We start from the raw sequence: 26,462 nt of genomic DNA on the forward strand, positions 1-26,462 counted from the left end.
CGCCCGTCCGCGTCAGCGCCGCTTGACCCGCACGGCCCGGGAGGCTCCCCGGGCGAGGTGGTACCCGGACCGACTGCCCGTCACCACGACGCGGATGGTCTTGCCGCGGTCCTTGGCCCGCACCCGGTAGGTGGCGCCCGCCGCGCCCTTGATCCGCCTGCCGTTGCGCAGCCAGGTGTAGGAGGTGGCGGCGGGGGTCGGCGACCAGCCGCCCACCCGCGCCCGGAGCCGGCCGCCGGGCCGGGCCTTCCCGGAGAGCCTGGTCCGGGTGGAGCTGAAGTGCGCCCGGCCGTCGACCGGCGGCGTGACCACCGGCGGCGTCGGGGCCGCGGTGACGACGACCGGCGCCGAGGCGAGCGACACCGGCTGGTACCAGGGCCCGGACGCGGTGGCCAGCACGGAGACGGAGCGGCCGACCAGGGTGGCGTCGGGCGTGAAGGTCTGGCCCGTGGCGCCCGGCACCGCCGCGCCGTCGACCTGCCACTGGTAGCCGAACGACAGCTTCTCGGGGGCCCACCCGGCGGCGCTCGCCGACAGCGTCGTCCCGGCCTGGCCCGCGCCCGTGACGGTCACGGTGCCGGGGTGGATCCGGGACTGCCGGTAGTTGGCCACCGCGGGCGCCTGCTCGGCGACGGCGCGTGCGTTGTCCGCCTCGGGGGTCCCGGTCAGTCGGCCGCCGGCCGTGGTGACCGACGGGCTGGAGAAGTGGGGGACGTGGGTGCACTCCACGCCCGCCGCGTAGCACTGGGTCCAGTAGGCCATCACGGTCATGGTTCGCGCCGGCAGGTCCACGTACCCGCGGGCGTAGGGCTTGCCGTCCAGCGGGGCGGACGCCGCGCCGGCGTCGTGCTGGGCGCTGAGGTTGTGGCCGATCTCGTGGGCGAAGACGTAGGCCACGTCCTCGCACTCGGCGCGGATCACGGTCCAGGGCGCGAGCTCGGGGTCCCAGTAGGGGCTCAGCCCGCCGAGGCTGCCGCGGCCGCAGACGTTGTCGATGGCCGGGTCCCCGCTGAGCCAGAGGCTCACGAGGTCGGCGTGCGTCTCCTCGCGCAGGGCGAAGGCCTCGTCGAAGACGCCGTCGCCGGCCTTGTCCAGCTGGCGGATCAGGGTGAGCGTGTCGCCCGGGGTCTCGGCCGCGACCTGCCGCGAGCCGACCATCCGCACCCGGGCCGTGAGCCCGGAGTTGGCCAGGGTCTGGTTGGTCTCGGCGATGCCCAGGGCGAACTGCGCCTGCAGCGGCCCGGCGCCGAAGCGGTCGACGAGGCTGCGGGGGTAGAGGAAGGCGATGTCGATCTCGCTGACCGGGTCGCCGCCCGCCGCCTCCGGCAGCGGGGCCCCCGGTGCCTCTGGCCGGCCGCCCGTCCCGCCCGTCCCGCCCGGACGGGCCGCCGGCACGTCAGGCACGTGGGTGTCGTCGCCGTCGCGCTCCGACGGGTCGGACGCCTGGACCAGGCGATGGGTCCCGGCCCCGACCTCGGTGACCTCGAAGATCCCCGCCGGGGTGCTGAGCCGCAGGTGCTGGGTCCCGTCGACCTGGACGGCCGTGAACGAGCCGGGACCTGCCTCGGGCCGTCCGCTCCAGCTGGTGGTGGCGCCGTCCTCGGCGCGGCCGTCGAGCACGACGGTCACGGCGTCGCCGTCGAAGAGGTCGACCCGGAGCCGGTCGCCGGGACCCTGCTCGGCGAGCAGCTCCTCGTCGAGCGTGACGAGCCGGTGCCGCTGCGCCCCCGGAGGGACCGGGGCCAGGTCGCCGCCACGGGCCGCGCCGGGCGCGTGCAGCAGTCTCTCGCCCCCGGCGGCGTCGCCCGTGCCGGCGGCGCCGGCCGGGCCGATCCCGGACAGGGCGGGCGTGGCGGCGGCCGCGAGGACCACCAGGGTCGCCGAGGCGACGGTGTGCCGAACGTTCATCTTCTCCCCCAGATCGTGCGTGTGGGGGTCATCCTGACGGGTGGCCGGCGTCCCCGGCGCGGAAGCGCGGGGGACGAGACGCCTCGGCGGGCGCGGGCGTCAGGCCAGGTCGAACTCGGCCCGGCGGTCGGCCGGGACCAGATCGACGAACTCCGGGTTCTTCTTCAGGTACTTCGCGTAGAACGCGCAGTGCGGCAGGACGCCGAGGCCTCGGCTCCGCACGTCGTCGAGGGAGTGCCGGGCCAGCCGCTGCGCGAGCCCCTGGCCGCCGAACTGCTCGAAGACCTCGGTGTGGGTGAAGTCGACCAGGCCGTCGGACGTCTCGTAGTCGGCGAAGCCGGCGAGCTCGTCGCCGACGTGCACCTCGTAGCGGCTCGCGTCGGCGTTGTCGGTGACGGTGGGCTCCGGTGTCGTCTCGCTCATGCCCCGACCGTAGCCCCGCACCGGTGGACGGGCCGGCGGGCCCGGCGGTGACTTGCCGGTACGCGGGTGCGGGGTGGAGGGTCGGGGGCATGGCCGCCACCGCTTCGTCGTACTCGATCACCATGCGCCTGCACACCCGGCCCGACCACGCGGTCGTCGGAGCCGTGGCCACCACCCTGGCCGAGCACGGCGGCATCGTCACCGGCATCGACGTGGCCGAGTCGAGCCACGAGCGGCTCGTCGTCGACGTCACCTGCTCGGCCGCCGACCAGGCCCACTCGGAGCAGCTGGCCGAGGTGGTCGACGCCCTCGACGGCGTCCAGGTGCACAAGGTCAGCGACCGGACCTTCCTGCTCCACATCGGCGGCAAGATCGCGGTGCAGAGCCAGGTCCCGCTGCGCACCCGCGACGACCTGTCGATGGCCTACACGCCCGGCGTCGGCCGGGTCAGCACGGCGATCGCGCAGAACCCCGAGGACGTCTGGCGGCTCACCGTGAAGGGCAACTCGGTGGCCGTGGTGACGGACGGGTCGGCGGTCCTGGGCCTGGGCAACATCGGGCCCGGTGCCGCGCTCCCGGTGATGGAGGGCAAGGCCGCCCTCTTCAAGAAGTTCGCCGACATCGACGCCTGGCCGATCTGCCTCGACACCCAGGACACCGACGAGATCGTCCGCGCCGTCCAGCTGATCGCGCCCGGCTTCGGCGGGATCAACCTCGAGGACATCGCGGCGCCGCGCTGCTTCGAGATCGAGGCGCGGCTGCGCGAGACGCTCGACATCCCGGTCTTCCACGACGACCAGCACGGGACGGCGATCGTGGTGCTCGCCGCGCTCACCAACGCACTGCGCGTGGTGGGCAAGACGCTGGCCGACTCCCGGATCGTGGTCGCCGGCGGTGGCGCGGCCGGGACGGCGATCGTGAGCCTGCTCCTCGCGGACGGCGCCTCCGACGTCGTGGTCTGGGACCGGGAGGGCTGCCTGAGCCGCCACGACACCAGCCTGTCGGACGCGAAGGCGGCGCTGGCCGCGCGGACCAACCCGCGCGACGTGCGCGGCGACCTGCCCACCGCCCTCGCCGGCGCCGACGTCTTCGTCGGGGTGAGCGGACCCGGCGTGCTGCAGGCCGAGTGGATCGACCTCATGGCGCCCGACCCGGTCGTCTTCGCCCTGGCCAACCCCGACCCCGAGATCGACCCCGCCGAGGCGGGGAAGCGGGCGGCCGTGGTGGCCAGCGGTCGGTCCGACTACCCCAACCAGATCAACAACGTGCTGGCCTTCCCCGGCGTCTTCCGCGGGCTGCTCGACGCCCGCGCCCACGTGATCACCACCGACATGCTGATCCGCGCGGCGCACGCGATCGCCGCCGTGGTCACCGACGACGAGCTCAACCCGAGCTTCATCATCCCCACGGTCTTCCACCCCGACGTCCCGCACGCCGTGGCGCGCGCGATCCGCGGCCTCGAGGAGTGAGCCACCGCCCGCGGGACGTCATCACGGTGGGTCGTTCCAGCGACCGGGGGTGATGACGTCCCGCGAGGGAGTGGTAGATCAGGCGGCGTCGGCGGGCGCGGGCTCGGCGTCGCGGACCCGGCGCGGCCACCAGAACCTGTCGCCGAGGGTGAGGGCCAGGGAGGGCACCAGCACCGTCCGGACGACCAGGGTGTCGAGCAGCACGCCGAGGCAGATGATCGCGCCGAGCTGGGCGAGCACGACGAGCGGCAGCACGCCGAGCACCGCGAAGACGGCGGCCAGCAGGATGCCGGCGCTGGTGATCACGCCGCCGGTCGCCGCGAGGGCGCGGAGCATGCCCGGCCCGGTGCCGTGCCGTCGCGCCTCCTCCTTGGCCCGGGTCACGAGGAAGATGCTGTAGTCGACGCCGAGTGCCACCAGGAAGAGGAAGGCCAGCAGCGGCACGCCCACGTCCATCGCCTCGAAGCCGAAGACGCCGGTGAAGATCCACCACGACGTGCCCATCGCGGCGGCGTACGTCGCCACCACCGCGAGCACCAGCAGCACCGGGGCGACGAAGGAGCGCAGCAGCAGGAAGAGCGCGCCGAGCACGAGCAGCAGGATCAGCGGCAGGATGAGGAACCGGTCCCGGACCGACGCCTCGCGCTCGTCGAGCGCCTCCGCGTCGCCGCCGCCGACGTACGTCGCGTCGAAGTCGGCCACCGCGTCGCGCACGGCCGCCACGGTGTCGCGCGCCGCCTCGCTGCCGGGGGCCGCGTCGAGGACGGCGTCGACCTGGGCGATGCCGGACTCCTGCGTGGTGACCCGGGCCGAGGCGATCCCGTCGACCCCCTCGACCGCGCCCAGGACGTCGTCGGCGTCGGCCCGGGTGACCACCTGCACCGGGTCGGTGGTGCCGGCGGGGAACGACTCGCCCAGCCGGTCGGCGGCGGTGATCGCCTCGGGGGTGTCGAGGAACTGGTCGGAGGGCTCCAGGCCGGTCGTGACCTGGGTGAGCCCCACGGTCATGAGCGCGAGGACGACCAGGGTGCCGGCGACGAACGCCCTCGGCGCCTTCGCGACGGTGCTGCCGACCGAGCGCCAGATCGACTTCGAGTCGACCAGGGCCGGGTCGCCCTCTCGGGGCACCCGCGGCCAGAAGATCCAGCGGCCGAAGACGACGAGCGCGGCGGGCAGCACGACCATGACGAAGAGCGCGGCGATGAGGATGCCGATGGCGCAGGCCAGGCCGAGGCCACGGGTCGGCGGGAAGACCGACAGCAGCAGGGTGAGGAGGCCGAGGACCACCGTGGTGGCGCTGGCGAAGACCGGTTCGGCGGTCCGCGTCACGGCGACCGCCATCGCCTCGTGCCGGGAGTGGTGCCGCTTGAGCTCGTCGCGGTAGCGCGAGATGAGCAGCAGCGCGTAGTTGGTGCCGGCGCCGAAGACCAGCACGCTGAGGATGCCGATCGTCGACTCGTCCCAGTTGACGTAGTCGATCCGCTGCATCACCTGGGTGGCGACGATCGCGGCGAGCCGGTCGGCGACGCCGACCACGGTGAGCGGCACGAGCCAGAGCACGGGGCTGCGGTAGGTGATGATCAGCAGCAGCGCGACGACCGAGGCGGTCGCGGCGAGCAGGCGGAAGTTGGCGCCCTCGAAGACGGCGGCGATGTCGGCCTGGATCCCGGCCGGACCGGTCACCTGCACCTCGACGCCGTCGGGGACCTCGTCGGCCAGCAGGTCGCGGAGCTCGCCGACCCGGTCGGCGTTCTCCGACGCGGTCGCCGCGACGACGGGGACCACCGTGTACGCCGCCGTGCCGTCGTCGGCGACCTGCAGCGGCGAGCCCCCGGGGCCACCGGGGCCGCCCGGGCCGCCCTCGCCGGCGCCGGGGGGACCGCCGGGCCCGCCCTCGCCGCCGGCCATCTCCGCGACGAGCGGGCCGACCTGCTGCTCGAGCGCGCCGAGCTGCTCCTGGGAGAGCTCGCCCTCCTCGGCCGTCCACAGGACGATCGCGACCGAGGCCTCCTCCTCGGGCAGCTCGGCCTGCAGCGCGACGGCGTCGGTGCTGTCGAAGCCGACCGGCATCCCGTCGGTGGGACCGGTGTTGCGCTCTCCCTCGCTCACGAACCCGAGCGCGCCGATGGCGAGGACGAGGGGGACCAGGGCGACGAGCCAGGCGAGCCTCCTGCTGGTGAGCAGGGTCGCCAGCCGGTTCGCTCCGGAGGGCTGCGAGGAGGACATGGGATCTCCGTGGGGGGCCGGGTAGGATGACTAGAGAAACTGATTGCTAAGTAGGTTAGCAATGTTGCCACACCCCGCAAGCGGGGCCCACGGCGGCAGGAGGCGAGCATGGACGAACGGGATCCCGCGACGCCGGGCACGCCTTCTGCGGGCACCCCTTCGCTCGGTACCCCTTCCCTCGCCCGCACACCCGACGGGCGCTCGTGGGACCAGACCGGCAGCCTCCTGGTGCTGCGCGAGGTGCTCGCCCGGAGCCAGCGGCTGCACCGGGCGGTCGCGCAGCGCGCCGGGCTCACCGACCGCGAGCTGGAGGCGATGGCCCACCTGGCCCGCGAGGCCCTGGGTCCCGCCGAGGTGGCCCGGCGGCTCGACGTCTCCACCGCGGCCTCGACGGGGATCGTGGACCGGCTCGTCGCCCGCGGCCACGCGGAGCGCAGGCCGCACCCCGGCGACCGACGGCGCACCGAGGTGCACGTGACCGACTCGGGGCGCCGGGAGGCCGCCGCCCACCTGAGGCCGATGTTCGTCGCCCTCGACGAGCTCGACCGCGGCTTCTCCGACGCCGATCGCGCGGTGGTGGAGCGCTACCTGCGCGGCGTGCTCGAGGCGTTCGACCGGGTGCTGGAGCCCGACGAGCAGGACCCCCGGCAGGGCTAGGAGCGCAGCCCCGCGCGGCTGGCCACGAGCGCCGCCCCGATGATCCCGGCCTTGTTGCGCAGCGCCGCCGGCACGATCTCGGTCTCCACCTCGATGAGCGGCAGGAACTTGTCGGCCGACTTGCTGACCCCGCCGCCCACGACGAAGAGGTCGGGGGTGAAGAGGCGCTCGAGGGTCCGGTAGTAGACGGTCAGCCGCGCCGCCCACTCCTCCCAGGAGAGGCCCTCGCGCTCGCGCACGCTGTTGGCGGCGTGCTTCTCCGCGACCCGGCCCTCGACCTGGAGGTGGCCGAGCTCGGAGTTGGGGACCAGCACGCCGTCGTGGACCAGGGCGGAGCCGATCCCGGTGCCGAGGGTGGTGACGATGACGAGGCCGCTGCGGCCGCGCGCCGCGCCGTACTCCACCTCGGCGAGGCCGGCGGCGTCGGCGTCGTTGACGACGTGCACCTCGCGCTGCAGGGCCTCGGAGAAGATCGCGTCGGCGTCGGCGCCGACCCACGACCGGTCGATGTTGGCCGCGGAGCGGACGACGCCGTGCACCATCACCCCGGGCACGGTGACCCCGACGGCCGCGTGGGAGGGCGGGAAGCCGGCGACGAGCTCCTGGAAGACCGCCGAGACGGCGGCCGGGGTGGCGGGGCGGGGGGTGTCGATCTTCGCCTTCTCTCCGGCCAGGTCGCCGGCGGCCAGGTCGACGGGCGCCCCCTTGATCCCGGTGCCGCCGAAGTCGATGCCGAAGGGGTGCTCGTCCGCGCGCTCCATGCGGGACATCAGACCACAGAGGGGGGCCTAGGCTCGACGGGTGCAGCCGTCCGCCGTGCGCCTCGGGACCCCGCAGGGCCGGGGCGTGCTCGCCGCCGCCGTGCTGGGCTCGGGGCTCACCCTGCTCGACGGGACGGTCGTCAACGTCGCGCTGCCCACGATCGGGCGCGACCTCGGCGCGAGCCTGGCCCAGCTGCAGTGGGTGACCAACGGCTACCTGCTCACGCTGGCGGGCCTGGTGCTGCTCGGCGGCTCGCTGGGCGACCGGTTCGGCCGGCGCCGGGTCTTCGTCGTCGGGGCGGTCTGGTTCACCCTCGCCTCGCTCGCGTGCGGCCTGGCCCCCACGCCCGGGGTGCTGGTCGCGGCGCGGTTGCTGCAGGGCGTCGGCGGCGCCCTGCTCACGCCGGGCAGCCTGGCGATGATCCAGGGCGCCTTCGCCGCCGAGGACCGGGCCCGGGCGATCGGTGCCTGGTCGGGGCTGGGGGGCGTCGCCACCGCGGTCGGCCCGCTGGTCGGCGGGCTGCTGGTCGACCACGTCTCGTGGCGCTGGATCTTCCTGGTCAACCTGCCGCTGGGCCTGCTCACCGTGGTCGCGGCGCTGCGCTGGGTGCCGGAGACCCGCGACACCCGGACGTCGGGCCCCGGCGGCCGGGCGCGGTTCGACGTGCTGGGCGCCGCGCTGGCCTCCGCGGCGCTCGCGGGCACGACGTACGCGCTGATCGAGTGGCAGGGCCCCGGCGTGTGGGCGGCGGCCGCGGTCGGCGCGGTCGCGGTGGTCTGGTTCGTCGCGCACGAGCGGCGTGCGCCGGCCCCGATGGTGCCGCCCGCCCTGTTCGGCTCCCGGACGTTCAGCGCCGCCAACGCGATGACCTTCCTGGTCTACGCCGCGCTGGGCGCCGTCCTCTTCTTCCTCGTGATCCAGCTGCAGACGGTCTCGGGCTGGTCGGCGCTCGCGGCGGGGCTGGCGACCCTCCCGGTCACCGTCTGCATGCTGCTCCTGGCGTCGCGGGGCGGCGCCCTCGGCGAGCGGACCGGCCCGCGGCTCCCGATGTCGCTCGGCCCGCTGGTGATGGCCGGCGGCACGCTGCTGCTGCTGGGCGCGGGCGAGGACCTCGTCTACTGGCGTGACGTGCTGCCGGGGCTCACCGTCTTCGGGCTCGGGCTGGCGCTCATGGTGGCCCCGCTGACCGCGACGGTGCTGGCGGCGGCCCCCGACGACAGCGCGGGGGTGGCCTCCGGCATCAACAACGCGGTCGCGCGCGCGGGCTCGCTGCTCGCCGTGGCGGCGCTCCCGCCGGCGGTGGGGCTGTCGGGCAGCCAGTACGCCGACCCGGCGGCCTTCGACGCGGCCTACGGCAGCGCCGTGGCCGCCTGCGCGGCCCTGCTCGCGACCGGCGGCGTGCTCTCCTGGCTGGCCCTCCCCGCCGGTCGGGCGGGCCGGGACCTCACAGGTCCCGGTGGACCGACTCCGGCATCTCCGGGCTCCGGCGGAGGTTGAGGATCGCCACCGCCAGGCCGCCCCAGATCACGGCCATGGCCAGCAGCATCATCACGATGGCGGCACCGCTCATCGGACCGCTCCCTTCTCGTCGTCGTCGTGGACGGACCGGGCTGCCCCGGCGTCACCCGGTGGCGCGCCGCGGCGGACCTCCGCCGGGTCGGGCTCGCCCGGGTCGTCGAGGGAGATGCCGCCGCGCCAGGGCACCGGCGCCAGCACGTAGCCGAGCAGCATCACCAGGGCCGCCGAGCCCCAGCCGAAGAACGCCAGCATCCAGGTCGGGTAGCCCTCGTAGGGCGTCTCGACGTCGGTCCAGAAGCCCTGCGCCAGGACGTAGGTGAGGGCCGCGGGGGTCACGAGCCCGATCAGCAGCCGCCACCACAGCCCGAGCGTGATGGCGCTGCCCTCGCTCAGGTGCCGGCCGAGGCGGGGGAGGGCCCGGATGCCCCAGGAAACCACGACCATCGAGACCACCGCGACGAGCAGGATCCCGAACTGGTTGATGAAGTGGTCGACGATGTCGAGCACGTGCAGGCCGCTGGTGGTGGAGAAGAGCCCGAGGCTGAGCAGGGCGGCCGGGACCCCGACGATCGCCGTGGCGGCGACGCGGCCCAGGTCGAACTTGTCGCGGACCGCCGAGATCACCACCTCGAGGATGGAGACGAGCGAGGTGAGGCCCGCGATCACCAGGGAGGCGAAGAAGAGCACGCCGATCAGCGCTCCCGCGGGGGCCTCGCTGATGATCGCCGGGAAGCCGATGAAGGCCAGGCCGACGCCGCTGCTCGCGACCTCGTCGACCCCGACGCCGCTGGCCTGCGCCATGAACCCGAGCGCGGCGAAGACGCCGATGCCGGCGAGCAGCTCGAAGCCCGAGTTGGCGAAGCCGACCACCAGGCCCGAGGAGGGCATGTCGGTGTGCCGGTGCACGTAGGAGGAGTAGGTGATCATGATGCCGAAGCCGATGGAGAGCGAGAAGAAGATCTGGCCGAAGGCCGCGCCCCACACCGTCGCCTCGGTGAGCGCTCCCCAGTCGGGGGTGAACAGGGCGTCGAGGCCCGCGCCGGCGCCGGGCAGGAAGAGGGAGCGCACGACCAGCGCGCCGAAGGCGATGATGAGGATCGGGATGAAGATGACCGACGTCATCCCGACGCCCTTCTGCACGCCGGCCAGCATGATGCCGACGACCACGACCCAGATGAGCAGCAGCGGCACCAGCACGCCCGCCACCGGGTCGGCGGTCACCCCCGGGTCGCTCACCTGGAGGAACTCGCCGATGAAGAAGCCCTCGGGGTCGTCGCCCCAGGCCTCGTTGACGGAGAAGAACGTGTAGCGCAGCGCCCAGGCGATCACGGCGGCGTAGTAGACGGCGATGACGAAGCAGATCCCCACCTGCCACCAGCCGATCCCCTCGGCGGGTCGGCTCATCCGGGCGAAGGAGAGCGGAGCCGAGCCGCGGTGCCGGTGGCCGATGGCGTAGTCGAGGAAGAGGAAGGGGATTCCCGCGGTCAGCAGGGCGACCAGGTAGGGGATCATGAACGCGCCGCCGCCGTTGTCGTAGGCGACGTAGGGGAACCGCCAGATGTTGCCCAGGCCGACGGCCGAGCCGATGGCGGCCAGGATGAAGACCTTGCGAGAGCTGAAGGCCCCCCGCTTCGCCTCGTGCGTGGACTGCTGCGGCTCCGTTGCCATCGGCCCTCCCGAAGATCGCGGTCCCCGCGACCCGGCGCGGTGTGACCTGGCTGACACCTGATGCTAGCCCCGGGCGGCTCGGTAGCGTGGCAGGCGTGGGCCACCACCCGAGCGGGCCGACCCGCCGACGCACAGGGCTCCCGGCACGGGCCGGGCTGCTCGTCGGCGTCCTCCTGGCCTCCGTCGCCGTGGGCGGCTGCGGGGGTGCGGTGGAGCGGGCTGCCCCTGCGTCCCCCGCCGCGAGCCCCGGCAAACCTCCCGGGACGCCGGTCCCCGGGGCAGGGGAGGGGGAGGCGGCGACTCCTCCCGGGACGCCGACCTGGGGGACGACCGGGGCGGTCGGGGGCCCGCCCCCCAGCAGTGCGCCGCCGCCCCCGCTGGCCGGCCGGCTCCTCGCCCCCGACCTGCTGGTCCACGCCCGGCGCACCCTCACCGACGACGAGGTGGCCCGGGTCCGCGCCGTGCCCGGCGTCGACCGGGTGCTGGCGCTCTCGCTGGCCCAGGTCGCGGTCCAGGACCGGGCGCTCCAGGTCGCGGCGGTCGACCCGGCGCAGTACCGGCGCTTCACCCCTCGGCGCACCGCCCGGCACCGCGCGGTCTGGGCCCGGGTCGCGGCGGGCGACGCCGCCGTCGAGCCCGCGCTCGTGCGCCGGCTGCGGCTCGGCGACGCGCTGCGCCTCGGCACCGACGAGGCGGCTCCCGAGGTCCGGATCGGCGCGCACGCCCCGCAGGTGCCGCAGGTCGACGCGGTGGTCAACGCCGGCTGGGGCGAGCGGCTCGGGATGCCGGCCGGCAACGCCCTGCTCGTGCACACGGGCTCGGCGTCCCCCCAGGTGGTGCGGCCGCGGCTGGAGCGGCTGCTGGGCCGTGCGCTGCGCGAGGAGGTCTCGGTGCAGGTCCTCGGCCCCGACCTGGACGTCACGGCCGTCCGCACGGCGTACCTCACCGGGGGGTCGGTGGCGGCCGCGGTCGGCTCCTTCTCCTACCGCCTGCTCGGCGGCGGCCGGGTGGCGCCCGACCCCGCGTGGGTGGCGGCGCACGTCCGCACCGAGGAGGTCCCGCTCCTCGGCCGGGTCACCTGCCACCGGGTGGTGCTGCCGCAGCTGCGTGCGGCGCTGGAGGAGGTGGTGGCGAGCGGCCTCGCCGACAAGATCCACCCCGACGAGTACGCCGGCTGCTACCACCCGCGGTTCATCGCCGGGACGTCGACGCTCTCCTTGCACTCCTTCGGCATCGCGCTCGACCTCAACGTCCCCGGCAACCTGCGCGGCACGGTCGGCGAGATCGACCGCCGGGTGGTGGCGGTCATGGAGCGGTGGGGCTTCGCGTGGGGCGGCCGCTGGGCGTGGACCGACCCCATGCACTTCGAGCTGGAGCGCCTGGTCGAGCCGCGGTAGCCGTCGGGCCCGCGGCCGCTAGTCGAGCGGGTGGGCGACCTCGTCGGCGGGCATCCGGGCGGCGAGCAGGGCGACGACGCAGAGCACGGCGGGCGCCAGCGCGGCACAGTAGAAGGTCGCCCGGAGCCCGACAGCCTCCGAGACCGGCCCGGCCAGCGCCATCGAGACGGGCATCAGCGCGATGCTCACGAAGAAGTCGAGCGAGGAGACCCGGCCCAGCAGGTGCTTGGGCACCCGGCGCTGCAGCAGGGTCCCCCAGATCACCATCGGGGCCGAGAAGAGGACCCCCATGACGACCCCGGCGACGACCAGCTGCCAGACGGCGTCGGCGTGGGCCACCGCGAGGAACGGGAGCCCGGCCGACCCCCACATCACGGTCATCGTGGTGAGGTAGCGCCGGGGCATGCGGCGCGAGGCCATGGCGAGCGAGCCGAGGGCACCCCCGACCCCGAAGGCGGCCAGCACCAGCGCGTGGTCGCCGGCGTCGCCGCCCAGCCCCGACTTGATGAAGTAGGGGAGCAGCACCTCCAGCGGTCCCATCATCGCCAGGATCATCAGGCAGGCGAAGAGCAGCGAGGCGAGCAGCCAGGGCGTCCGCACCATGTAGCGCATCCCCTCCGCCACGTCGGCGAGCGCGGTCCGCACCGGGTGGCCGGCGGACGCGGCCCCCGCGCCCGGCTCGCGGCGCAGCGGCACCGGCGGCACCCAGCACAGCGCCAGGACCGCGCCGACCATCGCCGCCGCCGCGACGGCGAACGCCGCCGACGGCGCGGCCCACCCCACCACCGCGCCCGCCACCGCCGGGCCGAGCGCCTGGCCGATGGTGGGGCGGATCATCCCCTCGAAGCCGTTGACGGCCATCAGGTCCCGCTCGGGGACGATCGAGGGCAGCATCGCGGAGTAGGCGGGGTAGTAGAACGCCATCGCCATCCCGATGACGAAGGCGACGGCGGTGAGCAGCGGCACCGTGGTGAGCCCCGCCCAGGCGAGGCCGGCGACCAGCGCCATCCCCGTCGCCTCGGTCGTGGCGACCGCGAGCAGGACCCGGCGCTGGGGCACCCGGTCGGCGACCACCCCGGCGAGCAGCGCCGGGACCATCACGCCGACCGCCGAGGCGCCGGAGACCAGGGAGAGGTGGGTGGCGTTGCCGCCGAGGCCGAAGACCTCCCAGACCAGCCCGATCACCCACACCCCCTGGGCGAAGGCACCGAACGCGACCGAGAGCGCCAGCCGTCGGTAGGCCCGGATCCGGAACGGCGTCAGCGCCCGGGGCAGCGAGCGGCCCGTCGCCTGGTCGCCGACGGCGTCGACGACCTGGTCGAGGAACGGATCAGCCACGCGGGCGATCCTCCCACCCGGGCGCGGCGCCCAGCACCTCTGGGCCGCGCGCCCGTCCCGCCGCTGTGGGGCGGCCCCTAGGCTGGCGACCATGCGTGCTCTCCAGGTCGTCACCACCACGGGTCCCTCCGGCGTCGAGCTCCGGGAGGTGCCCGACGCGGTCGCCGGCCCCGGCCAGGTCCTGGTCGAGGTGCACGCCGTCGGCGTCTCCTTCCCCGACCTGCTGCTCTCCAAGGGCGAGTACCAGCTGAAGCCCGAGACCCCCTTCACCCTCGGGGTCGACCTCGCCGGCAGGGTCGCCGCGCTGGGCGAGGGCGTGACGGGCCTCGAGGTCGGCCAGCGGGTCGCGGGCGTGCTGCCGCACGGCGGCGCCGCCGACCTGGTCGCCGTGCCGGCCGACTTCGTCTTCCCGCTGCCCGACGCGACGTCGTACGACGAGGGCGCGGCGCTGCCGATGAACTACCTGACGGCGCAGTTCGCCCTCGCCGAGCGGGGCGCCCTGAAGCCGGGCGAGACGGTGCTGGTGCACGGCGCGGCGGGCGGCGTCGGCACCGCCACGATCCAGGTCGCCAAGGGGATGGGCGCGCGGGTCGTGGCCGTCACCTCCACCGAGGAGAAGGCCGAGGTGGCCCGCGCCGCCGGGGCCGACGACGCGGTGCTGCTCGAGGGCTTCCGCGACGCGGTCGGCGAGCTGACCGGGGGCCGCGGCGTCGACGTCGTCCTCGACGTGGTCGGCGGCGCCGCCTTCACCGACTCGCTGCGGGTGCTCGCCCCGCAGGGTCGTCTCCTGGTGGTCGGCTTCGCGGCCGGGCAGGGGATCCCCGAGGTCAAGGTCAACCGGCTGCTGCTCAACAACGTCGACGTCCGCGGGGTCGGCTGGGGCGCCTACGCGATGACCCGGCCGGGCTACATGCAGGCGCAGTGGAAGGCGCTCGAGCCGATGCTCGCCAGCGGCGTGGTGAAGCCGCCGGTCGGGGCGACGTACCCCCTGGCGGAGTTCGCGAAGGCGCTGGAGGACCTCGACGGGCGCCGGGCCACCGGCAAGCTCGTCGTACGGCTCCGGTGAGCCGTTCCGGCACGTAGGCTCGCCCCCATGAGGGCGCGACTGGTGCAGGGCCTCGCGCTCCTGCTGGCACTGGGCGTGACGGCCTCCGGCTGCACCACCACCCCACCCGACCCGAGCACGTCGTGGTTCCCCGACCCGCGGGCGGTCGGCGACCTGCGGGTGCTGGCCGAGTCGGACGCCGAGGGGTTCCGGCTGCACACCTCCTCGGGCGACAAGACCTTCCTGCCGGGGGTCAACCTCGGCTCCACCCTGCCCACCCTGCAGCCTGGCGAGGTCGGCACGATCGAGGCCTCGCACTACCGCACCTGGCTGCGCCAGATGGGCGAGCTCGGGATCCGGGTGGTGCGGGTCTACACGCTGCTGCCGCCCGGCTTCTACGCGGAGCTCAAGGCCTACAACGAGGCCAACCCCGTGCAGCCGATCTACCTCGTGCAGGGCGCCTACCTGCCCGACGAGAGCTACGTCGAGCCCGGGGGCACGCTGTACGACGCGCCCGTCGACGAGGCCTTCTCCGCCGAGCTGCGCGACCTCTCCGCCGCGGTCCACGGCGACCTGGAGCGGCCGCGGCGGCCCGGCCGGGCGTGGGGCACCTACGACGCCGACGTCTCGCCCTGGCTCGCCTCCTGGATCCTGGGCGTCGAGTGGGATCCGCGGGGCACGCGGCGCACCGACCGGTGGCACGCGGACGCGCCGTACGAGCCCGGGCGGTACTTCGTGGCCGACCCCGAGGCGACGGCGACCGAGCGCTGGATCGCCACCCACATGGAGGAGCTGGCGGCCCTCGAGGCGGAGCGGGGCGTCTCGGTCCCGGTGGCGATGGTCAACTGGCCGACCACCGACCCGCTCGACCACCCCACCGAGCCGCTCCTCGACGAGGACCTGGTGGGCATCGACGCCCTGCACGTGCTGCCCACCGACGCCTGGCCCGGCGGCACCTTCGCCAGCTTCCACGCCTACCCCTACTACCCCGACTTCCTGCGCGACGAGGAGGGCCTCGACGAGGTCACCTGGGACGGCGAGCCCGACCGGTACGGCGGGTACCTCGCGCGGCTGCGCGACCACTTCGCCCCCGCGATGCCGCTCCTGGTCACCGAGTTCGGCGTCCCGGCCTCGCTCGGATCGGCCCACCTCGGCACCCGCGGCCGCGGGCAGGGCGGCCACTCCGAGCGCGACGCCATGCGCCACGACGCCGAGATGATGCGGATGATGGAGTCGCTCGGCCTGGGCGGCGGCTTCGTCTTCATCTGGGCCGACGAGTGGTTCAAGCGGACCTGGAACACCATGGAGCACCAGGACCCCGAGCGCCGTCAGCTGTGGCACGACCCGCTGACCAACGAGCAGTGGTTCGGGATGGTCGCCACCGACCCGGAGCCGCTGGTCGACGCCGCCGTGGAGCGGCTGGCCGTCGAGGAGGGCGGCGACCTCCCCGCCGACGGGGCCTACGAGTACCTCTACGTGTGGGCCGACGCCTCGTGGGTGCACGTCGACGTCAAGCTGCGCGAGCGGGTGCCCGCCCGGCTCCGGGTGGAGGCCGACGTGGTCCCCGGGCCCGAGCGCGCGGACTTCCGCGTGACCGTCGACACCGAGCCGCGCGAGGCTCTGCTCGAGGTGCGCCGCGAGCTCGACCCGGTCCGGCTCGACACCTCCGTCGAGGACTACGTGCCCGACCACGAGCAGGGGTGGCACCCCTACCGGCTGCTGCTCAACCGGGCCTTCAGCGAGCCGGGGGAGGAGCGGGCGGCGGAGCACCAGGAGGTCGGTCGGCTGGTCGAGGGGACGTGGGACCCGGCGGACCCGGCGTACGACTCGCTCGCCACCTGGCGGGTCGACGAGGAGCGCCGCACGGTCTCGCTCCGCATCCCGTGGTCGATGCTCGGCTTCGCCGACCCCTCGGCGCGCCTGGCGCTGGGCGAGGGGAAGCCCGCGGAGCGGGTCACGGTCGACGGCATCGACCTGCGGTTCGACGCCGACGGGGAGGTGCTGGAGCAGACCTTCTCCTGGCCCACCTGGAACCGCACGGGGTACACGGAGCGGTTCAAGGCCGGCGTCGACGTCCTTTCCGAGGCGTTCCACGACCTGGCGCCCTGAGGGCACCGCCGCGAGGAGGTGCCGGTGCCGCGGGGCGCGTCAGAGGTCGGCGAGCGGGTCGCCGGCCGGCGCCGCCGGCGGGTGCTCCGCGTCGTGGCACAGCCACGGGGTGCGCTCCCCGTCGCGGCCGAGGGAGCGGACGCAGTAGCCGGGGATCGCGTCGCCCTTCGCGCCGACCGCGTCCTCGCGGCGTACCTCGGTGGTGACGTCGGGGCTGGCGGTGAAGGACTTGGTCGCCAGCTCGAGGGTCTCGCCGGGGGCCAGCGAGGTCTCGACCGGCTCGAGCCCCGCGGTGACGGCGAGGTGCTGCAGGGAGGCCATCGCCTGCCGGTCGGCGTACATCACCCGCTCGTGGTCGATGCCGCGGTCGAGCCACATCGCCGCCGGGACCAGCGCGCCGAGCACCACCAGCGCGCCGACCAGGAGCAGGACGGGGCCCTTGCTCCGGGTGGTCTCCGGGGGCGGGTAGGCACGCTCGTTCATGGCCCCATGGTGCCGCACCCGCGGGGACGGGTCGCTGTCGGACCACCCGGTTAGGGTGGCGGCGTGAGCATCCTCGACGACGCCCGTGACGGCATGGACCTCGACACCCGCCCGCAGGACGACCTCTTCGGCCACGTCAACGGCGCCTGGCTGGAGTCGGCGGAGATCCCCGCCGACCGCAGCAGCTGGGGCCCGTTCGTGATGCTCGCCGATGCCGCCGAGGCGCAGGTGCGCGCGATCATCGAGGAGCTGGCGGCCGACCCCGACGGCGGCGCGGAGCCGGAGGACGCCCGCAAGATCGGCGCCCTCTTCACCTCGTTCATGGACACCGGGCGCATCAACGCCCTGGGCGCCGACCCGGTGCAGCCGCTGCTCGACGCGGTCGACGCCCTCGAGGAGGGCCAGCTGGCGCGGTTCCTCGGCGAGTTCGAGCGGCTCGGCGGCGGGGGCGCCTTCGGCTCCTACGTCGACACCGACGCGAAGCAGTCCGACCGCTACCTGCTCAACCTCACCCAGGGCGGCCTGGGCCTGCCCGACGAGAGCTACTACCGCGAGGAGAAGTTCGCCGAGGTCCGCGACAAGTACGTCGACTACCTCGCCCGCCTCCTCGGGCTGGCGGGCCGCCCCGACCCCGAGGGGTCGGCGCGCGCCGTGCTGGCCCTGGAGACGAGGCTGGCCGAGGGCCACTGGGAGCGCGCGGAGACCCGCGACGTGCAGCGCACCTACAACCTCACCACGCGCGACGAGCTGGAGCAGCTCGCCCCCGCGTTCGACTGGGACGCCTGGATCACGGCCCTCTCGGCGGGCCACCCCGACAGCGCGGCGCGGATCGCGGAGACCTGCGTGCGGCAGCCCTCCTACCTCGAGCACCTCTCCAAGGTCCTGACGGAGGTCCCGCTCGAGGAGTGGAAGCCGTGGCTGGCGGCCAAGGTGCTGCGCGCGCGAGCGGCGTACCTCACCGACGACTTCGTCGAGACCAACTTCGACTTCTACGGGCGCACCCTCAACGGCACCCCCGAGCTGCGCGAGCGGTGGAAGCGCGGCGTCGGCTTCGTCGAGGGCGCGATCGGCGAGGCGGTGGGCCGGGAGTACGTCGCCCGCCACTTCCCGCCGCGGTCCAAGGAGCTGATGGACGAGCTGGTGGCCAACCTGCTGGAGGCCTACCGCCGCTCGATCGCCGACCTCGACTGGATGACGGAGGAGACCAAGCAGCGGGCCTTCGACAAGCTGGCGACCTTCCGGCCCAAGATCGGCTACCCCGACAGGTTCCGCGACTACTCCGCGCTGCGGGTCTCCGCCGACGACCTGCTGGGCAACGTCGCGGCGGCCGCCGAGTTCGAGACCGACCGCGAGCTCGGCAAGCTCGGCAGCCCGGTCGACCGCGACGAGTGGTTCATGCTCCCGCAGACGGTCAACGCCTACTACAACCCCGGCACCAACGAGATCTGCTTCCCGGCCGGCATCCTGCAGAAGCCGTTCTTCGACCCCGACGCCGACCCGGCCGAGAACTACGGCGGCATCGGTGCGGTGATCGGCCACGAGATCGGCCACGGCTTCGACGACCAGGGCGCCCAGTACGACGGCGAGGGCAACCTCCACGACTGGTGGACGCCCGACGACAAGGCCGCGTTCGAGGTGAAGTCCAAGGCGCTGATCACCCAGTACGACGCCTTCGAGCCGCGCGCGCTCCCCGGCGAGCGGGTCAACGGGGCGCTGACCGTCGGCGAGAACATCGGCGACCTCGGCGGCCTGACCATCGGCCACAAGGCCTACCTGATCGCCACCGACGGCCAGGCCACCCCCGAGCAGCGCCGCAAGGTCTTCCTCAACTGGGCCTACTGCTGGCGGACCAAGCGCCGCAGGGAGCAGGAGCAGCAGTACCTCACGATTGACCCGCACTCGCCGCCGGAGTTCCGGGCCAACATCGTGCGCAACCTCGACGAGTTCCACGAGGTCTTCGGGACCGCCCCGGGCGACGGGCTGTGGCTCGACCCCGAGGACCGCGTCCGGATCTGGTGACCCGGCCCGGCCGCCCCGGCGCGCCCGGGGCGGGTGGTCAGCCGACCGAGGCGCAGACCAGGTCGAGGTAGAGGGTGTCGGCGGCGACCACGTCGTAGTTGTAGCCGTAGCCCGTGGCGGAGCGGCCGTCGGCGTCGATCGCGACCTGGGTGGCGTCGTACGAGGCGTCGAAGGAGGCGGTCGCGCCGAGGACCCGCTTGGTGCCGGGGCAGGTGCCGGTCACGCTCCCGCCCTCGTCGCTGCCCACAGTGGTGGAGAACTGGACGACCTGGTAGCCGCTCACCCCGGGCGCGCCGGGAGCCCCCGGGGCGCCGGGCGCACCGGCTGGTCCGGACGGTCCGGCCGGTCCCGCCGCACCGGCGGGTCCGGTCTTCCCCGACAGGCCTGCGACGGCGGCGGGGCTGAAGTCCTTGAGGGCGAGCGAGCGGTTCTTGACGTCCTTCGACGTGAGGGTGTTGTCCTTGACCTGCTTGCCCGTGATGACCAGCGCGGCGCTCGCGCCGCCGGTGGCGGAGAGCCCGAGGAGGAGGGCGGCGAGACCGACGGTGGGCAGGCTGCGGCGAAGTTCGAGGTGGCGCATGGGTCCTCTTTCCGGGACGGGACGGTGTGGGTCCCTGCCTACTCCCGTGCGGCCCGCGCCCACAAGCACCGCGTGCTGTTCCCGGGACGGCCCGGTCGTGGCCCGCGGGTGCGGCGCTGTCGGAGCCGCTTGCTAGACAGGACGCATGACTGCACCCGACGACGTACGCCGTGCCTCCCGCGCCGAGGCCGAGCGCCACCTCCGGGCGCTGGTCGGGCGGGATGACGCGGTCCTCCGGGAGGACCAGTGGTCGGCGATCGAGGCGCTCGCGGTCGACCGGCGCCGCGCGCTGGTGGTGCAGCGCACGGGGTGGGGCAAGTCGGCGGTCTACTTCGTGGCGACGCTGCTGCTGCGCGCCCACGGGGCCGGGCCCACGGTCATCGTCTCCCCGCTGCTGGCCCTGATGCGCAACCAGATCGCGGCCGCCGAGCGGGCCGGGATCCGGGCGGTCACCATCAACTCGACCAACATCGAGCAGTGGGAGCCGATCCACGAGGCGATCCACCGCGGCGAGGTCGACGTGCTGCTGGTCAGCCCCGAGCGGCTCAACAACCCCGGCTTCCGCGACGAGGTGCTGCCCCGGCTCGCCGCGAGCGCCGGCCTGCTCGTGGTCGACGAGGCACACTGCATCTCCGACTGGGGCCACGACTTCCGCCCCGACTACCGGCGGATCCGGACCCTGCTCCACGAGCTGCCGCCCGGGATCCCGGTGCTGGCCACGACCGCCACGGCCAACAGCCGGGTCACCTCCGACGTCGCCGAGCAGCTCGGGGTCTCGACAGGCTCGACCGACGACGGGGTCCTGGTGCTGCGCGGCTCCCTCGACCGGGAGTCGCTGCGGCTGGGCGTGGTGCGGCTGAAGACGGCCGAGCAGCGGATGGCGTGGCTGGCCGACCACCTGGCCGAGCAGCCCGGCTCCGGCATCGTCTACTGCCTCACCGTCGCCGCGACCCAGGAGATCGCCGACTACCTGCGCTCCCGCGGGCTGGAGGTCGCCGCCTACTCCGGCCAGACCGAGGCGAGCGAGCGGCAGGCGCTGGAGGAGGACCTGGTCGCCGGCCGGGTCAAGGCCCTGGTCGCCACCAGCGCCCTCGGGATGGGCTTCGACGCCCGGCTCGGCTTCGTCGTCAACATGGGCGCCCCGGCCTCCCCGGTCGCCTACTACCAGCAGGTCGGCCGCGCGGGCCGCGGCACCGACGAGGCGACGGTGGTCCTCCTGCCCGCGGTCGAGGACCGCGACATCTGGGCCTACTTCGCCTCGCTGTCGTTCCCGCGCGAGGAGCTGGTCCGGCAGACGCTCGGGGTGCTCGAGCAGGCCGGACGGCCGCTGAGCACCGCCGTCCTGGAGACCCACGTCGAGCTCAACCGGTCGAGGCTCGAGCAGATGCTCAAGGTGCTCGACGTCGACGGGGCGGTCCGGCGCGTCCAGGGCGGGTGGACGGCCACCGGCCAGCCCTGGAGCTACGACGCCGACCGCTACGCCCGCGTCGCCGCCGCCCGGGAGCGCGAGCAGCAGGCGATGCTCGACTACATCGGCACCGACGCCTGCCGGATGTGGTTCCTGCGCGACCAGCTCGACGACCCCGACGTGGCCGAGCGCTGCGGTCGCTGTGACAACTGCGGGGGCCTGTCGCTCTCCACCACGGTCTCCGAGCAGTCGGTCGAGGCCGCCCACGAGCGGCTCGCCCGGCCCGGGGTCGTGGTGGAGCCGCGCAAGATGTGGCCCACCGGCCTGGCCAACCTCGGCATCGACCTCAAGGGCAAGATCGCCGACGGCGCCGCCGAGGGGCGGGCGGTCAACCGGCTCACCGACCTCGGCTACGGCCAGCAGCTGCGCGACCTGTTCCGGGTCGGGTCCGAGGGCGAGGCGCAGGACGGCCCGGTCCCCGTGCCGCTGGTCCGGGCGGTCGTCGAGGTGCTGGGCGACTGGCGGCCGCGGGTGGACGCGATCGTCTTCGTGGAGTCCGCCCGGCGTCCGACCCTGACCCGCGACCTGGCCGAGGGCCTCTCCCGCTACCTGAAGGTGCCGGTGGTGGGGGCCTGGGCGATCGTCGACCCCGAGGTGCCGCCGGGCAAGGGAGCGGCCAACTCCGCCCAGCGGGTCGCGGCGGTGGGACGGCGCTCGGCCCTGCGGGCCGACGTACCGGCCGGGGCGTCCGTGCTGCTGGTGGACGACCTCGTGGTGACCGGCTGGACACTCACCCTGGCGGCCCGGGCGCTGCGGGCCTCCGGGGCGGCCGAGGTGCTGCCCCTGGCGCTGGCCGTCAACGGCTGAGCCGGCGCACGCCGCACGGCGTCCGGGGGCTACTCGCCGGCGGTGCCGGCCAGGTACTCCTGCAGGAGCTCCCGCTCCTCGTCGCTGCGGATCAGCTCGGGACGACGCCCCACCTCCTCGGAGAGCCGACGCAGCAGCGGCTCGAGGGTGGTCACGAAGGTGCGGGAGACCTTGGTCCACCGCACCTTGCCGTCCTGGTCCGGGCCACGGACGGCGACGGCCTGGTTCCAGAACTCGGGCGTGATCGACCCGAGCCCCCCGTCGACGAGCACGCGGACCTCCGTGACGTCGTCGAACCGGTGCTGGTGCTTCACCCGGTCGCCGGCGGTCACCGTGACGGCCTCCTCGGAGACGAAGACGTGCTTGCGGGCGAAGACCCAGGCGGTGAGGGCGGGGACGACGACGAGGACGAGCGCCATCACCGAGGAGACCGCCCAGGCCAGCGCCACCTGCTCCTGCTCCCCCGCCGCCCGGCGGAACGCCCGCACCGTGGGAAGGAGCATGACGAGGGCGATGCCCAGCCCGCCCCACACGTAGACCCCGCGCTGGGGCAGCTCGGTCCCGAGACTCGCATCCATGTTTGGAGCATAGGGAGTCGGGGGATCGTCTGGTCGGCCACACCCCGGACGACAGGAACACCATGACGAGCTCCCGCCTCGAAGCCGTCCTCGCGATGCACGAGGAGAAGACCAACGCCGCGCTCGACCAGCTCGACAAGGCCGAGCAGTTCGCCCGCGAGAGCCAGGCCCTGCGGGTGGCCGGGGAGTCCGCCGACCGCGACGCGACCGTCACGGTGGACGGCGTGGGCCAGATGGTGGAGCTCTCCTTCGGCCCGCGCTTCCAGGAGCTGTCCGGCCCGCAGCTCTCGGCCGCGGTGCTCGAGGCCCACGCGCAGGCCAAGCGCAGGCTCAGCTTCGCGATCGAGCGGCTCGGCGAGGACGTCTACGGCGCGGGCTCGCCGACGGCGCAGCGCTTCGCCCAGAGCTACCGCGACCAGTTCGGCTACGAGGAGGACGAGCGGTGAACGGCTTCCACGTCGACACGGGCGAGATGCGCCGCCACGCGGCCAACGTCCGCGGACTCGCCGCCCAGGCGGACACCGCGGTCGGCGCGGCCCGCCAGGTCAACTTCGGCCCCTCGATGTACGGCCAGATCGGGCAGCTCCTGGTCTTCCCGCTGATGGCGCCGCTGCAGGGCGCGGGCGTGCTCTCGACCGAGGCCGTCAAGGAGATGCTCAAGGAGACGGCCGAGGGCGTCACCGAGATGGCCAACGGCTACGACGCGGTCGAGGACGCCGTCGTCGACGCCCTGACCTGGGTCAAGGGCAAGCTGTGAGCGGCCTCGTCGTCACCGGGGAGACCGACCACGGCTGGGTCGCCAACCACGGCTCCGCCGGTGAGTGGACCAACGGCCTCAAGATGGTCGACGGGGCGGTGGACGCCGCCGAGGCCTTCCGTCGCGGCGACTTCATCGAGGGCTCCGTCAACGGGCTCAGCGCCGGCCTCGACGTGGTCGGGGCGATGCTCAACCCGTTCGGCGCCGCCGGGTCGATGGTGGTCGGCTGGCTGATCGAGCACATCGGCCCCGTGCAGGACTTCCTCGACGAGATGCTGGGCGATCCAGCCGCCATCCGGGCCGGCTCCCAGACGTGGCGCAACATCAACGAGCACCTCACCGGCGTGGCCGCCGACTACCGGTCCCGCGCCCAGGGCGACACCAGCGGCTACACAGGTCTGGCCATCGACGCCTACCGCGGCTATGCCAACCTCTCCGCCGACCTCATGCACGAGATCGCCCGGGTCGCCAGCGGGGTCGCCGGTGGCATCGAGGTGGCCGGCACGCTGCTCGCCGGCGTCCGCGACTTCATCGTCGGCTTCGTCAGCGACTTCGTCGGCGAGGCGATCGGGGCCGCCGCCCAGTCCGCCGTCACGCTCGGGATCGCCGCGCCGGCGGCGCTCGCCAGCCTGGCCAACAAGGCCCGGCGGCTGATCCAGCGGGCCCGGCAGCTGATGGACGACCTGGCGCGCTCGCTGGACCGGATGGCCGACCTGCTCGGCCAGATCAGCCCCGCCCTGGAGACGGCGACCACGACCGGCGCCGCGATGGCCCGGCACGCCTCCCGGATGCGGGAGCCCGAGCTCAACCTCATCGTGTCGATGAGCAAGGCGTTCGGCGGGCACGACGACAGGTCCACCGCCACCGCCTGACGACGCCTCCCGACGACGTCACTGCCTGACGACGCCCCCGGGGCCGGCTACTCCCGGCCCTGGGGGCGTCCGCGTCAGTGCCCGGCCATCGCGGCGGGGTCCACCGGCCGGTCGAGCTTGCGGCGCGGCAGGAAGAACGCCGGGACGAGGCAGGTGGCCACCAGCACCGTCGCGACCACGAAGACGGTCGCGAAGGCGTCGGCCATGCCGTCGGCCGCGCGGTCGAAGAGCTGCGGCAGGGTGGCCGGGTCGAGGCCCAGCTTGGTGGCCGCCTCGGCGAGCACCGACTGATCGTCGCTGCCGCCGGTGGCGTTGTTCAGGTCCCGCACCTGCTCCACGGCCGGCTGCGCCAGGAAGCGGTCGGTGAGGATCACCGAGAAGAGCGCGGTGCCGATGGAGGCCGCCACCTGCTGCTGGATGTTGAGCAGGGTCGAGCCGCGGGCGATGTCGTGGTCGCGCAGCGTGCCCAGCGCCGCCGTCATGATCGGCATCATCGTGGCGCCCATGCCGAGGCCCATGACGAAGAGGGCGGAGAGCAGGTAGGCGTAGCTGGTCTCGGCGTCGATCTGGGTGAAGAGCCCCATGCCGACGGTGATGACCGAGATGCCGACGAGCACGATCTTGCCGGGGCCGATCCTGTCCACGAGGAAGCCGGCGACCGGCATGGTCAGCATGGCGCCGATGCCCTGCGGCGCGAGCAGCAGGCCGGCGCCGAGGGCGTCCTCGCCGCGCACCTGCTGGAAGTAGAGGGGGAAGAGCAGCGAGGCGCCGAAGAACGAGATCGCGAAGAGCGACATCGTGATCAGCGCGACCGTCATGGTGCGGTCCTTGAGCAGGCGGAGCTCCACCAGCGGGTGGATGTTGGCCCGGCGCAGCGCCCACGGCACGAACGCGACCAGGAGCAGGACGCCGGCGACCATCGTGCCGACCACCTCGGCGGTCCACGGCGTGCCGTGCTCCTCCTTGGCGCCGGGGATCGAGCTCACGCCGTACAGGAAGAGCGCAAGGCCCGGCGAGAGCAGCACCATGCCGACCCAGTCGAAGGTCTCCGACGGCTCGACGTGGTCCTTCTCGAGGACGACCAGCGCGTAGCCGAAGGCGAAGATCCCGATCGGCAGGTTGATGAGGAAGATCCAGTGCCAGGAGGCGATGTCGATGAGCCAGCCGCCGAGGATCGGGCCGAAGATCGGGCCCAGCAGCATCGGGATGCCCATGATCGCCATGACCCGGCCGACCCGGTGGGGGCCGGCCTCGCGGGTCAGGATCGTCATGCCGAGCGGCATGAGCATGCCGCCGCCGAGGCCCTGCAGCACCCGGAAGGTGACGAGCATCGAGAGCGAGTCGGCGACCGCGCAGAGCACGGAGCCGGCGGTGAAGAGGCCGACCGCCAGCAGGTAGAGCCGCTTGGTGCCGAACCGGTCCGCCGCCCAGCCGGTCAGCGGGATCACGGTGGCCAGCGCCAGCGTGTAGCCCGTCATCGTCCAGGCGACCTGGGCGGCGGTGGCGTCGAACTCCTGCTGGAAGGTCTGCAGCGCCACCGACACGACCGTCACGTCGAGGATCGACATGATGCCGCCGAGGACGACGACGCCCGCGACGAGCAGGACGCGCGCGTCGAGCCGGTCGCCGTCGGGGACCCCGGGGGTCTGGTCTGGCTGCGGGACGGGAGTCTCGGTCTGGGTCACCGGGGAAGGCTAGTGGTTGCGGCCCGCAACCTTCACCCGATTTCCGGGTGCCCTCCGTCACGCCCCGCCCCGCTGTGGAGACAGTCCCCCGCAACGTGACCGCGGCACGCCGGGCGGACGTGGTCAGAACGTCCCGGACTATCTCCCCCCAAAGGGGTCAGTCGAGGAGGAGCTCGATGCGGGAGACGAGGGCGGGGGCGTCGGGCTCGGTGACGGGGTTGAACCGGGCGACGGGGGTGCCGTCGGCGTCGACGAGGAACTTCTCGAAGTTCCACTGCACGTCACCGGTGTGGCCGTTCTCGTCGGGGAGCGCGACCAGGGGCTCCATGACGGGGTGCCGGCCGTCGCCGTTGACCTCGATCTTCTCCGACATCGGGAAGGTGACGCCGTAGGTGGCGGAGCAGAACTCGGCGATCTCGTCGGCGCTGCCCGGCTCCTGCCCGCCGAACTGGTTGCACGGCAGGCCGACGACGGTGAGGCCGCGCTCGGCGTACTGCTCGTGCAGCGCCTCGAGCTTGGCGTACTGCGGCGTCAGGCCGCACTTGCTGGCCACGTTGACCAGGAGGGCCGGACGGCCGCCGGTGAGGTCGCGCAGGGTGCCCGGCGTGCCGTCCAGGCGGGCGAGCGGGGTGTCGAGGATCGTCATGCGCGCAGGCTAGCGGGCGGCCCGTCGCCACGGGCGCGCGTTCGGTC

General features: G+C 74.0%; 23 protein-coding genes. 11 read left to right on the plus strand and 12 right to left on the minus strand.

What is annotated here, in order from left to right; genetic code table 11:
- Positions 1–12 precede the first annotated feature (12 nt).
- Both DNK53_RS03605 and DNK53_RS03610 read right to left on the minus strand, forming a co-directional pair.
- Positions 13–1,908, minus strand: coding sequence for a M12 family metallo-peptidase (locus DNK53_RS03605; protein WP_110180884.1), 1,896 nt, complete (start codon positions 1,906–1,908; stop codon positions 13–15).
- A 99-nt stretch (positions 1,909–2,007) separates the two neighbouring features.
- Positions 2,008–2,331: a GNAT family N-acetyltransferase gene (locus DNK53_RS03610; protein WP_110180885.1), complete on the minus strand. Its 324-nt coding sequence runs from the start codon at positions 2,329–2,331 to the stop codon at positions 2,008–2,010.
- A gap of 89 nt (positions 2,332–2,420) precedes the next feature.
- Between DNK53_RS03610 and DNK53_RS03615 the strand changes: the two genes are divergently transcribed.
- A complete protein-coding gene (locus DNK53_RS03615; protein ID WP_110180886.1) occupies positions 2,421–3,800 on the plus strand; it encodes an NAD-dependent malic enzyme in 1,380 nt (459 codons plus the stop codon).
- A 78-nt stretch (positions 3,801–3,878) separates the two neighbouring features.
- Here DNK53_RS03615 and DNK53_RS03620 read toward each other — a convergent pair whose 3' ends face one another.
- Positions 3,879–6,026 carry an MMPL family transporter gene (locus DNK53_RS03620; protein WP_110180887.1) on the minus strand — a complete coding sequence of 716 codons (2,148 nt, stop codon included), beginning with the start codon at positions 6,024–6,026 and terminating at the stop codon, positions 3,879–3,881.
- Between the two features lie 108 nt (positions 6,027–6,134).
- Between DNK53_RS03620 and DNK53_RS03625 the strand changes: the two genes are divergently transcribed.
- Positions 6,135–6,683, plus strand: a complete 549-nt coding sequence (locus DNK53_RS03625) for a MarR family winged helix-turn-helix transcriptional regulator (protein ID WP_110180888.1) — start codon at positions 6,135–6,137, stop codon at positions 6,681–6,683.
- On the opposite strand, the gene ppgK is transcribed toward DNK53_RS03625, so the two are convergent.
- A complete protein-coding gene (ppgK, locus tag DNK53_RS03630; RefSeq protein ID WP_204163728.1) occupies positions 6,680–7,444 on the minus strand; it encodes a polyphosphate--glucose phosphotransferase in 765 nt (254 codons plus the stop codon). The genes DNK53_RS03625 and ppgK overlap by 4 nt on opposite strands.
- 40 nt (positions 7,445–7,484) lie before the next feature.
- On the opposite strand from ppgK, the gene DNK53_RS03635 reads away from it, so the two are divergent.
- Complete coding sequence (locus DNK53_RS03635) at positions 7,485–8,942, plus strand: MFS transporter (RefSeq protein ID WP_110180890.1); 1,458 nt, start codon at positions 7,485–7,487, stop codon at positions 8,940–8,942.
- Here the strand turns inward: DNK53_RS03635 and DNK53_RS03640 are convergent.
- Positions 8,890–9,015: a methionine/alanine import family NSS transporter small subunit gene (locus DNK53_RS03640; RefSeq protein WP_110180891.1), complete on the minus strand. Its 126-nt coding sequence runs from the start codon at positions 9,013–9,015 to the stop codon at positions 8,890–8,892. The two genes, DNK53_RS03635 and DNK53_RS03640, sit on opposite strands and share 53 nt — an antisense overlap.
- Positions 9,012–10,631 carry a sodium-dependent transporter gene (locus DNK53_RS03645; RefSeq protein ID WP_110180892.1) on the minus strand — a complete coding sequence of 540 codons (1,620 nt, stop codon included), beginning with the start codon at positions 10,629–10,631 and terminating at the stop codon, positions 9,012–9,014. The genes DNK53_RS03640 and DNK53_RS03645 overlap by 4 nt, the downstream gene beginning before the upstream one ends.
- Positions 10,632–10,726: 95 nt before the next feature.
- On the opposite strand from DNK53_RS03645, the gene DNK53_RS03650 reads away from it, so the two are divergent.
- The gene (locus tag DNK53_RS03650; RefSeq protein ID WP_110180893.1) at positions 10,727–12,028 is read left to right on the plus strand and encodes a M15 family metallopeptidase; all 1,302 of its coding nucleotides are present in this window, start codon (positions 10,727–10,729) and stop codon (positions 12,026–12,028) included.
- 18 nt (positions 12,029–12,046) lie between these two features.
- On the opposite strand, the gene DNK53_RS03655 is transcribed toward DNK53_RS03650, so the two are convergent.
- On the minus strand, positions 12,047–13,366 hold the full coding sequence (locus DNK53_RS03655) for an MFS transporter (RefSeq protein WP_204163729.1): 1,320 nt from the start codon (positions 13,364–13,366) through the stop codon (positions 12,047–12,049).
- A gap of 91 nt (positions 13,367–13,457) precedes the next feature.
- Between DNK53_RS03655 and DNK53_RS03660 the strand changes: the two genes are divergently transcribed.
- Positions 13,458–14,432, plus strand: coding sequence for an NADPH:quinone oxidoreductase family protein (locus DNK53_RS03660; RefSeq protein ID WP_110180895.1), 975 nt, complete (start codon positions 13,458–13,460; stop codon positions 14,430–14,432).
- 27 nt (positions 14,433–14,459) lie between these two features.
- Positions 14,460–16,520, plus strand: coding sequence for a hypothetical protein (locus DNK53_RS03665; protein ID WP_162599755.1), 2,061 nt, complete (start codon positions 14,460–14,462; stop codon positions 16,518–16,520).
- Between the two features lie 39 nt (positions 16,521–16,559).
- On the opposite strand, the gene DNK53_RS03670 is transcribed toward DNK53_RS03665, so the two are convergent.
- Positions 16,560–17,003 carry a hypothetical protein gene (locus tag DNK53_RS03670; protein WP_110180897.1) on the minus strand — a complete coding sequence of 148 codons (444 nt, stop codon included), beginning with the start codon at positions 17,001–17,003 and terminating at the stop codon, positions 16,560–16,562.
- 63 nt (positions 17,004–17,066) lie between these two features.
- Between DNK53_RS03670 and DNK53_RS03675 the strand changes: the two genes are divergently transcribed.
- Positions 17,067–19,022 (plus strand): M13 family metallopeptidase, encoded by a 1,956-nt coding sequence (locus DNK53_RS03675; RefSeq protein ID WP_110180898.1) that lies wholly within the window; start codon positions 17,067–17,069, stop codon positions 19,020–19,022.
- A gap of 37 nt (positions 19,023–19,059) precedes the next feature.
- Here DNK53_RS03675 and DNK53_RS03680 read toward each other — a convergent pair whose 3' ends face one another.
- Positions 19,060–19,602 carry a hypothetical protein gene (locus DNK53_RS03680; RefSeq protein WP_110180899.1) on the minus strand — a complete coding sequence of 181 codons (543 nt, stop codon included), beginning with the start codon at positions 19,600–19,602 and terminating at the stop codon, positions 19,060–19,062.
- 145 nt (positions 19,603–19,747) lie between these two features.
- On the opposite strand from DNK53_RS03680, the gene DNK53_RS03685 reads away from it, so the two are divergent.
- Positions 19,748–21,877: a RecQ family ATP-dependent DNA helicase gene (locus DNK53_RS03685; protein WP_110180900.1), complete on the plus strand. Its 2,130-nt coding sequence runs from the start codon at positions 19,748–19,750 to the stop codon at positions 21,875–21,877.
- 29 nt (positions 21,878–21,906) lie between these two features.
- On the opposite strand, the gene DNK53_RS03690 is transcribed toward DNK53_RS03685, so the two are convergent.
- The gene (locus DNK53_RS03690) at positions 21,907–22,455 is read right to left on the minus strand and encodes a hypothetical protein (protein WP_110180901.1); all 549 of its coding nucleotides are present in this window, start codon (positions 22,453–22,455) and stop codon (positions 21,907–21,909) included.
- A gap of 62 nt (positions 22,456–22,517) precedes the next feature.
- Here DNK53_RS03690 and DNK53_RS03695 point away from each other — a divergent pair, with 62 nt between their 5' ends.
- From DNK53_RS03695 to DNK53_RS03705, 3 genes are read left to right on the plus strand one after another with little or no spacing between them, the layout of a single operon-like run.
- On the plus strand, positions 22,518–22,901 hold the full coding sequence (locus DNK53_RS03695; RefSeq protein ID WP_110180902.1) for a YbaB/EbfC family nucleoid-associated protein: 384 nt from the start codon (positions 22,518–22,520) through the stop codon (positions 22,899–22,901).
- The gene (locus DNK53_RS03700) at positions 22,898–23,212 is read left to right on the plus strand and encodes a hypothetical protein (protein WP_110180903.1); all 315 of its coding nucleotides are present in this window, start codon (positions 22,898–22,900) and stop codon (positions 23,210–23,212) included. The genes DNK53_RS03695 and DNK53_RS03700 overlap by 4 nt, the downstream gene beginning before the upstream one ends.
- Positions 23,209–24,084, plus strand: a complete 876-nt coding sequence (locus DNK53_RS03705) for a hypothetical protein (RefSeq protein ID WP_110180904.1) — start codon at positions 23,209–23,211, stop codon at positions 24,082–24,084. The genes DNK53_RS03700 and DNK53_RS03705 overlap by 4 nt, the downstream gene beginning before the upstream one ends.
- A 74-nt stretch (positions 24,085–24,158) precedes the next feature.
- Here DNK53_RS03705 and DNK53_RS03710 read toward each other — a convergent pair whose 3' ends face one another.
- Entirely contained in the window at positions 24,159–25,769 is a 1,611-nt protein-coding gene (locus tag DNK53_RS03710) for a DHA2 family efflux MFS transporter permease subunit (protein WP_110180905.1), read from the minus strand.
- A gap of 157 nt (positions 25,770–25,926) precedes the next feature.
- The gene (locus DNK53_RS03715; protein WP_110180906.1) at positions 25,927–26,415 is read right to left on the minus strand and encodes a glutathione peroxidase; all 489 of its coding nucleotides are present in this window, start codon (positions 26,413–26,415) and stop codon (positions 25,927–25,929) included.
- Positions 26,416–26,462 lie beyond the last annotated feature (47 nt).

Source organism: Nocardioides solisilvae (genome assembly GCF_003194625.1).
GTDB classification, from domain to species: domain Bacteria; phylum Actinomycetota; class Actinomycetes; order Propionibacteriales; family Nocardioidaceae; genus Nocardioides; species Nocardioides solisilvae.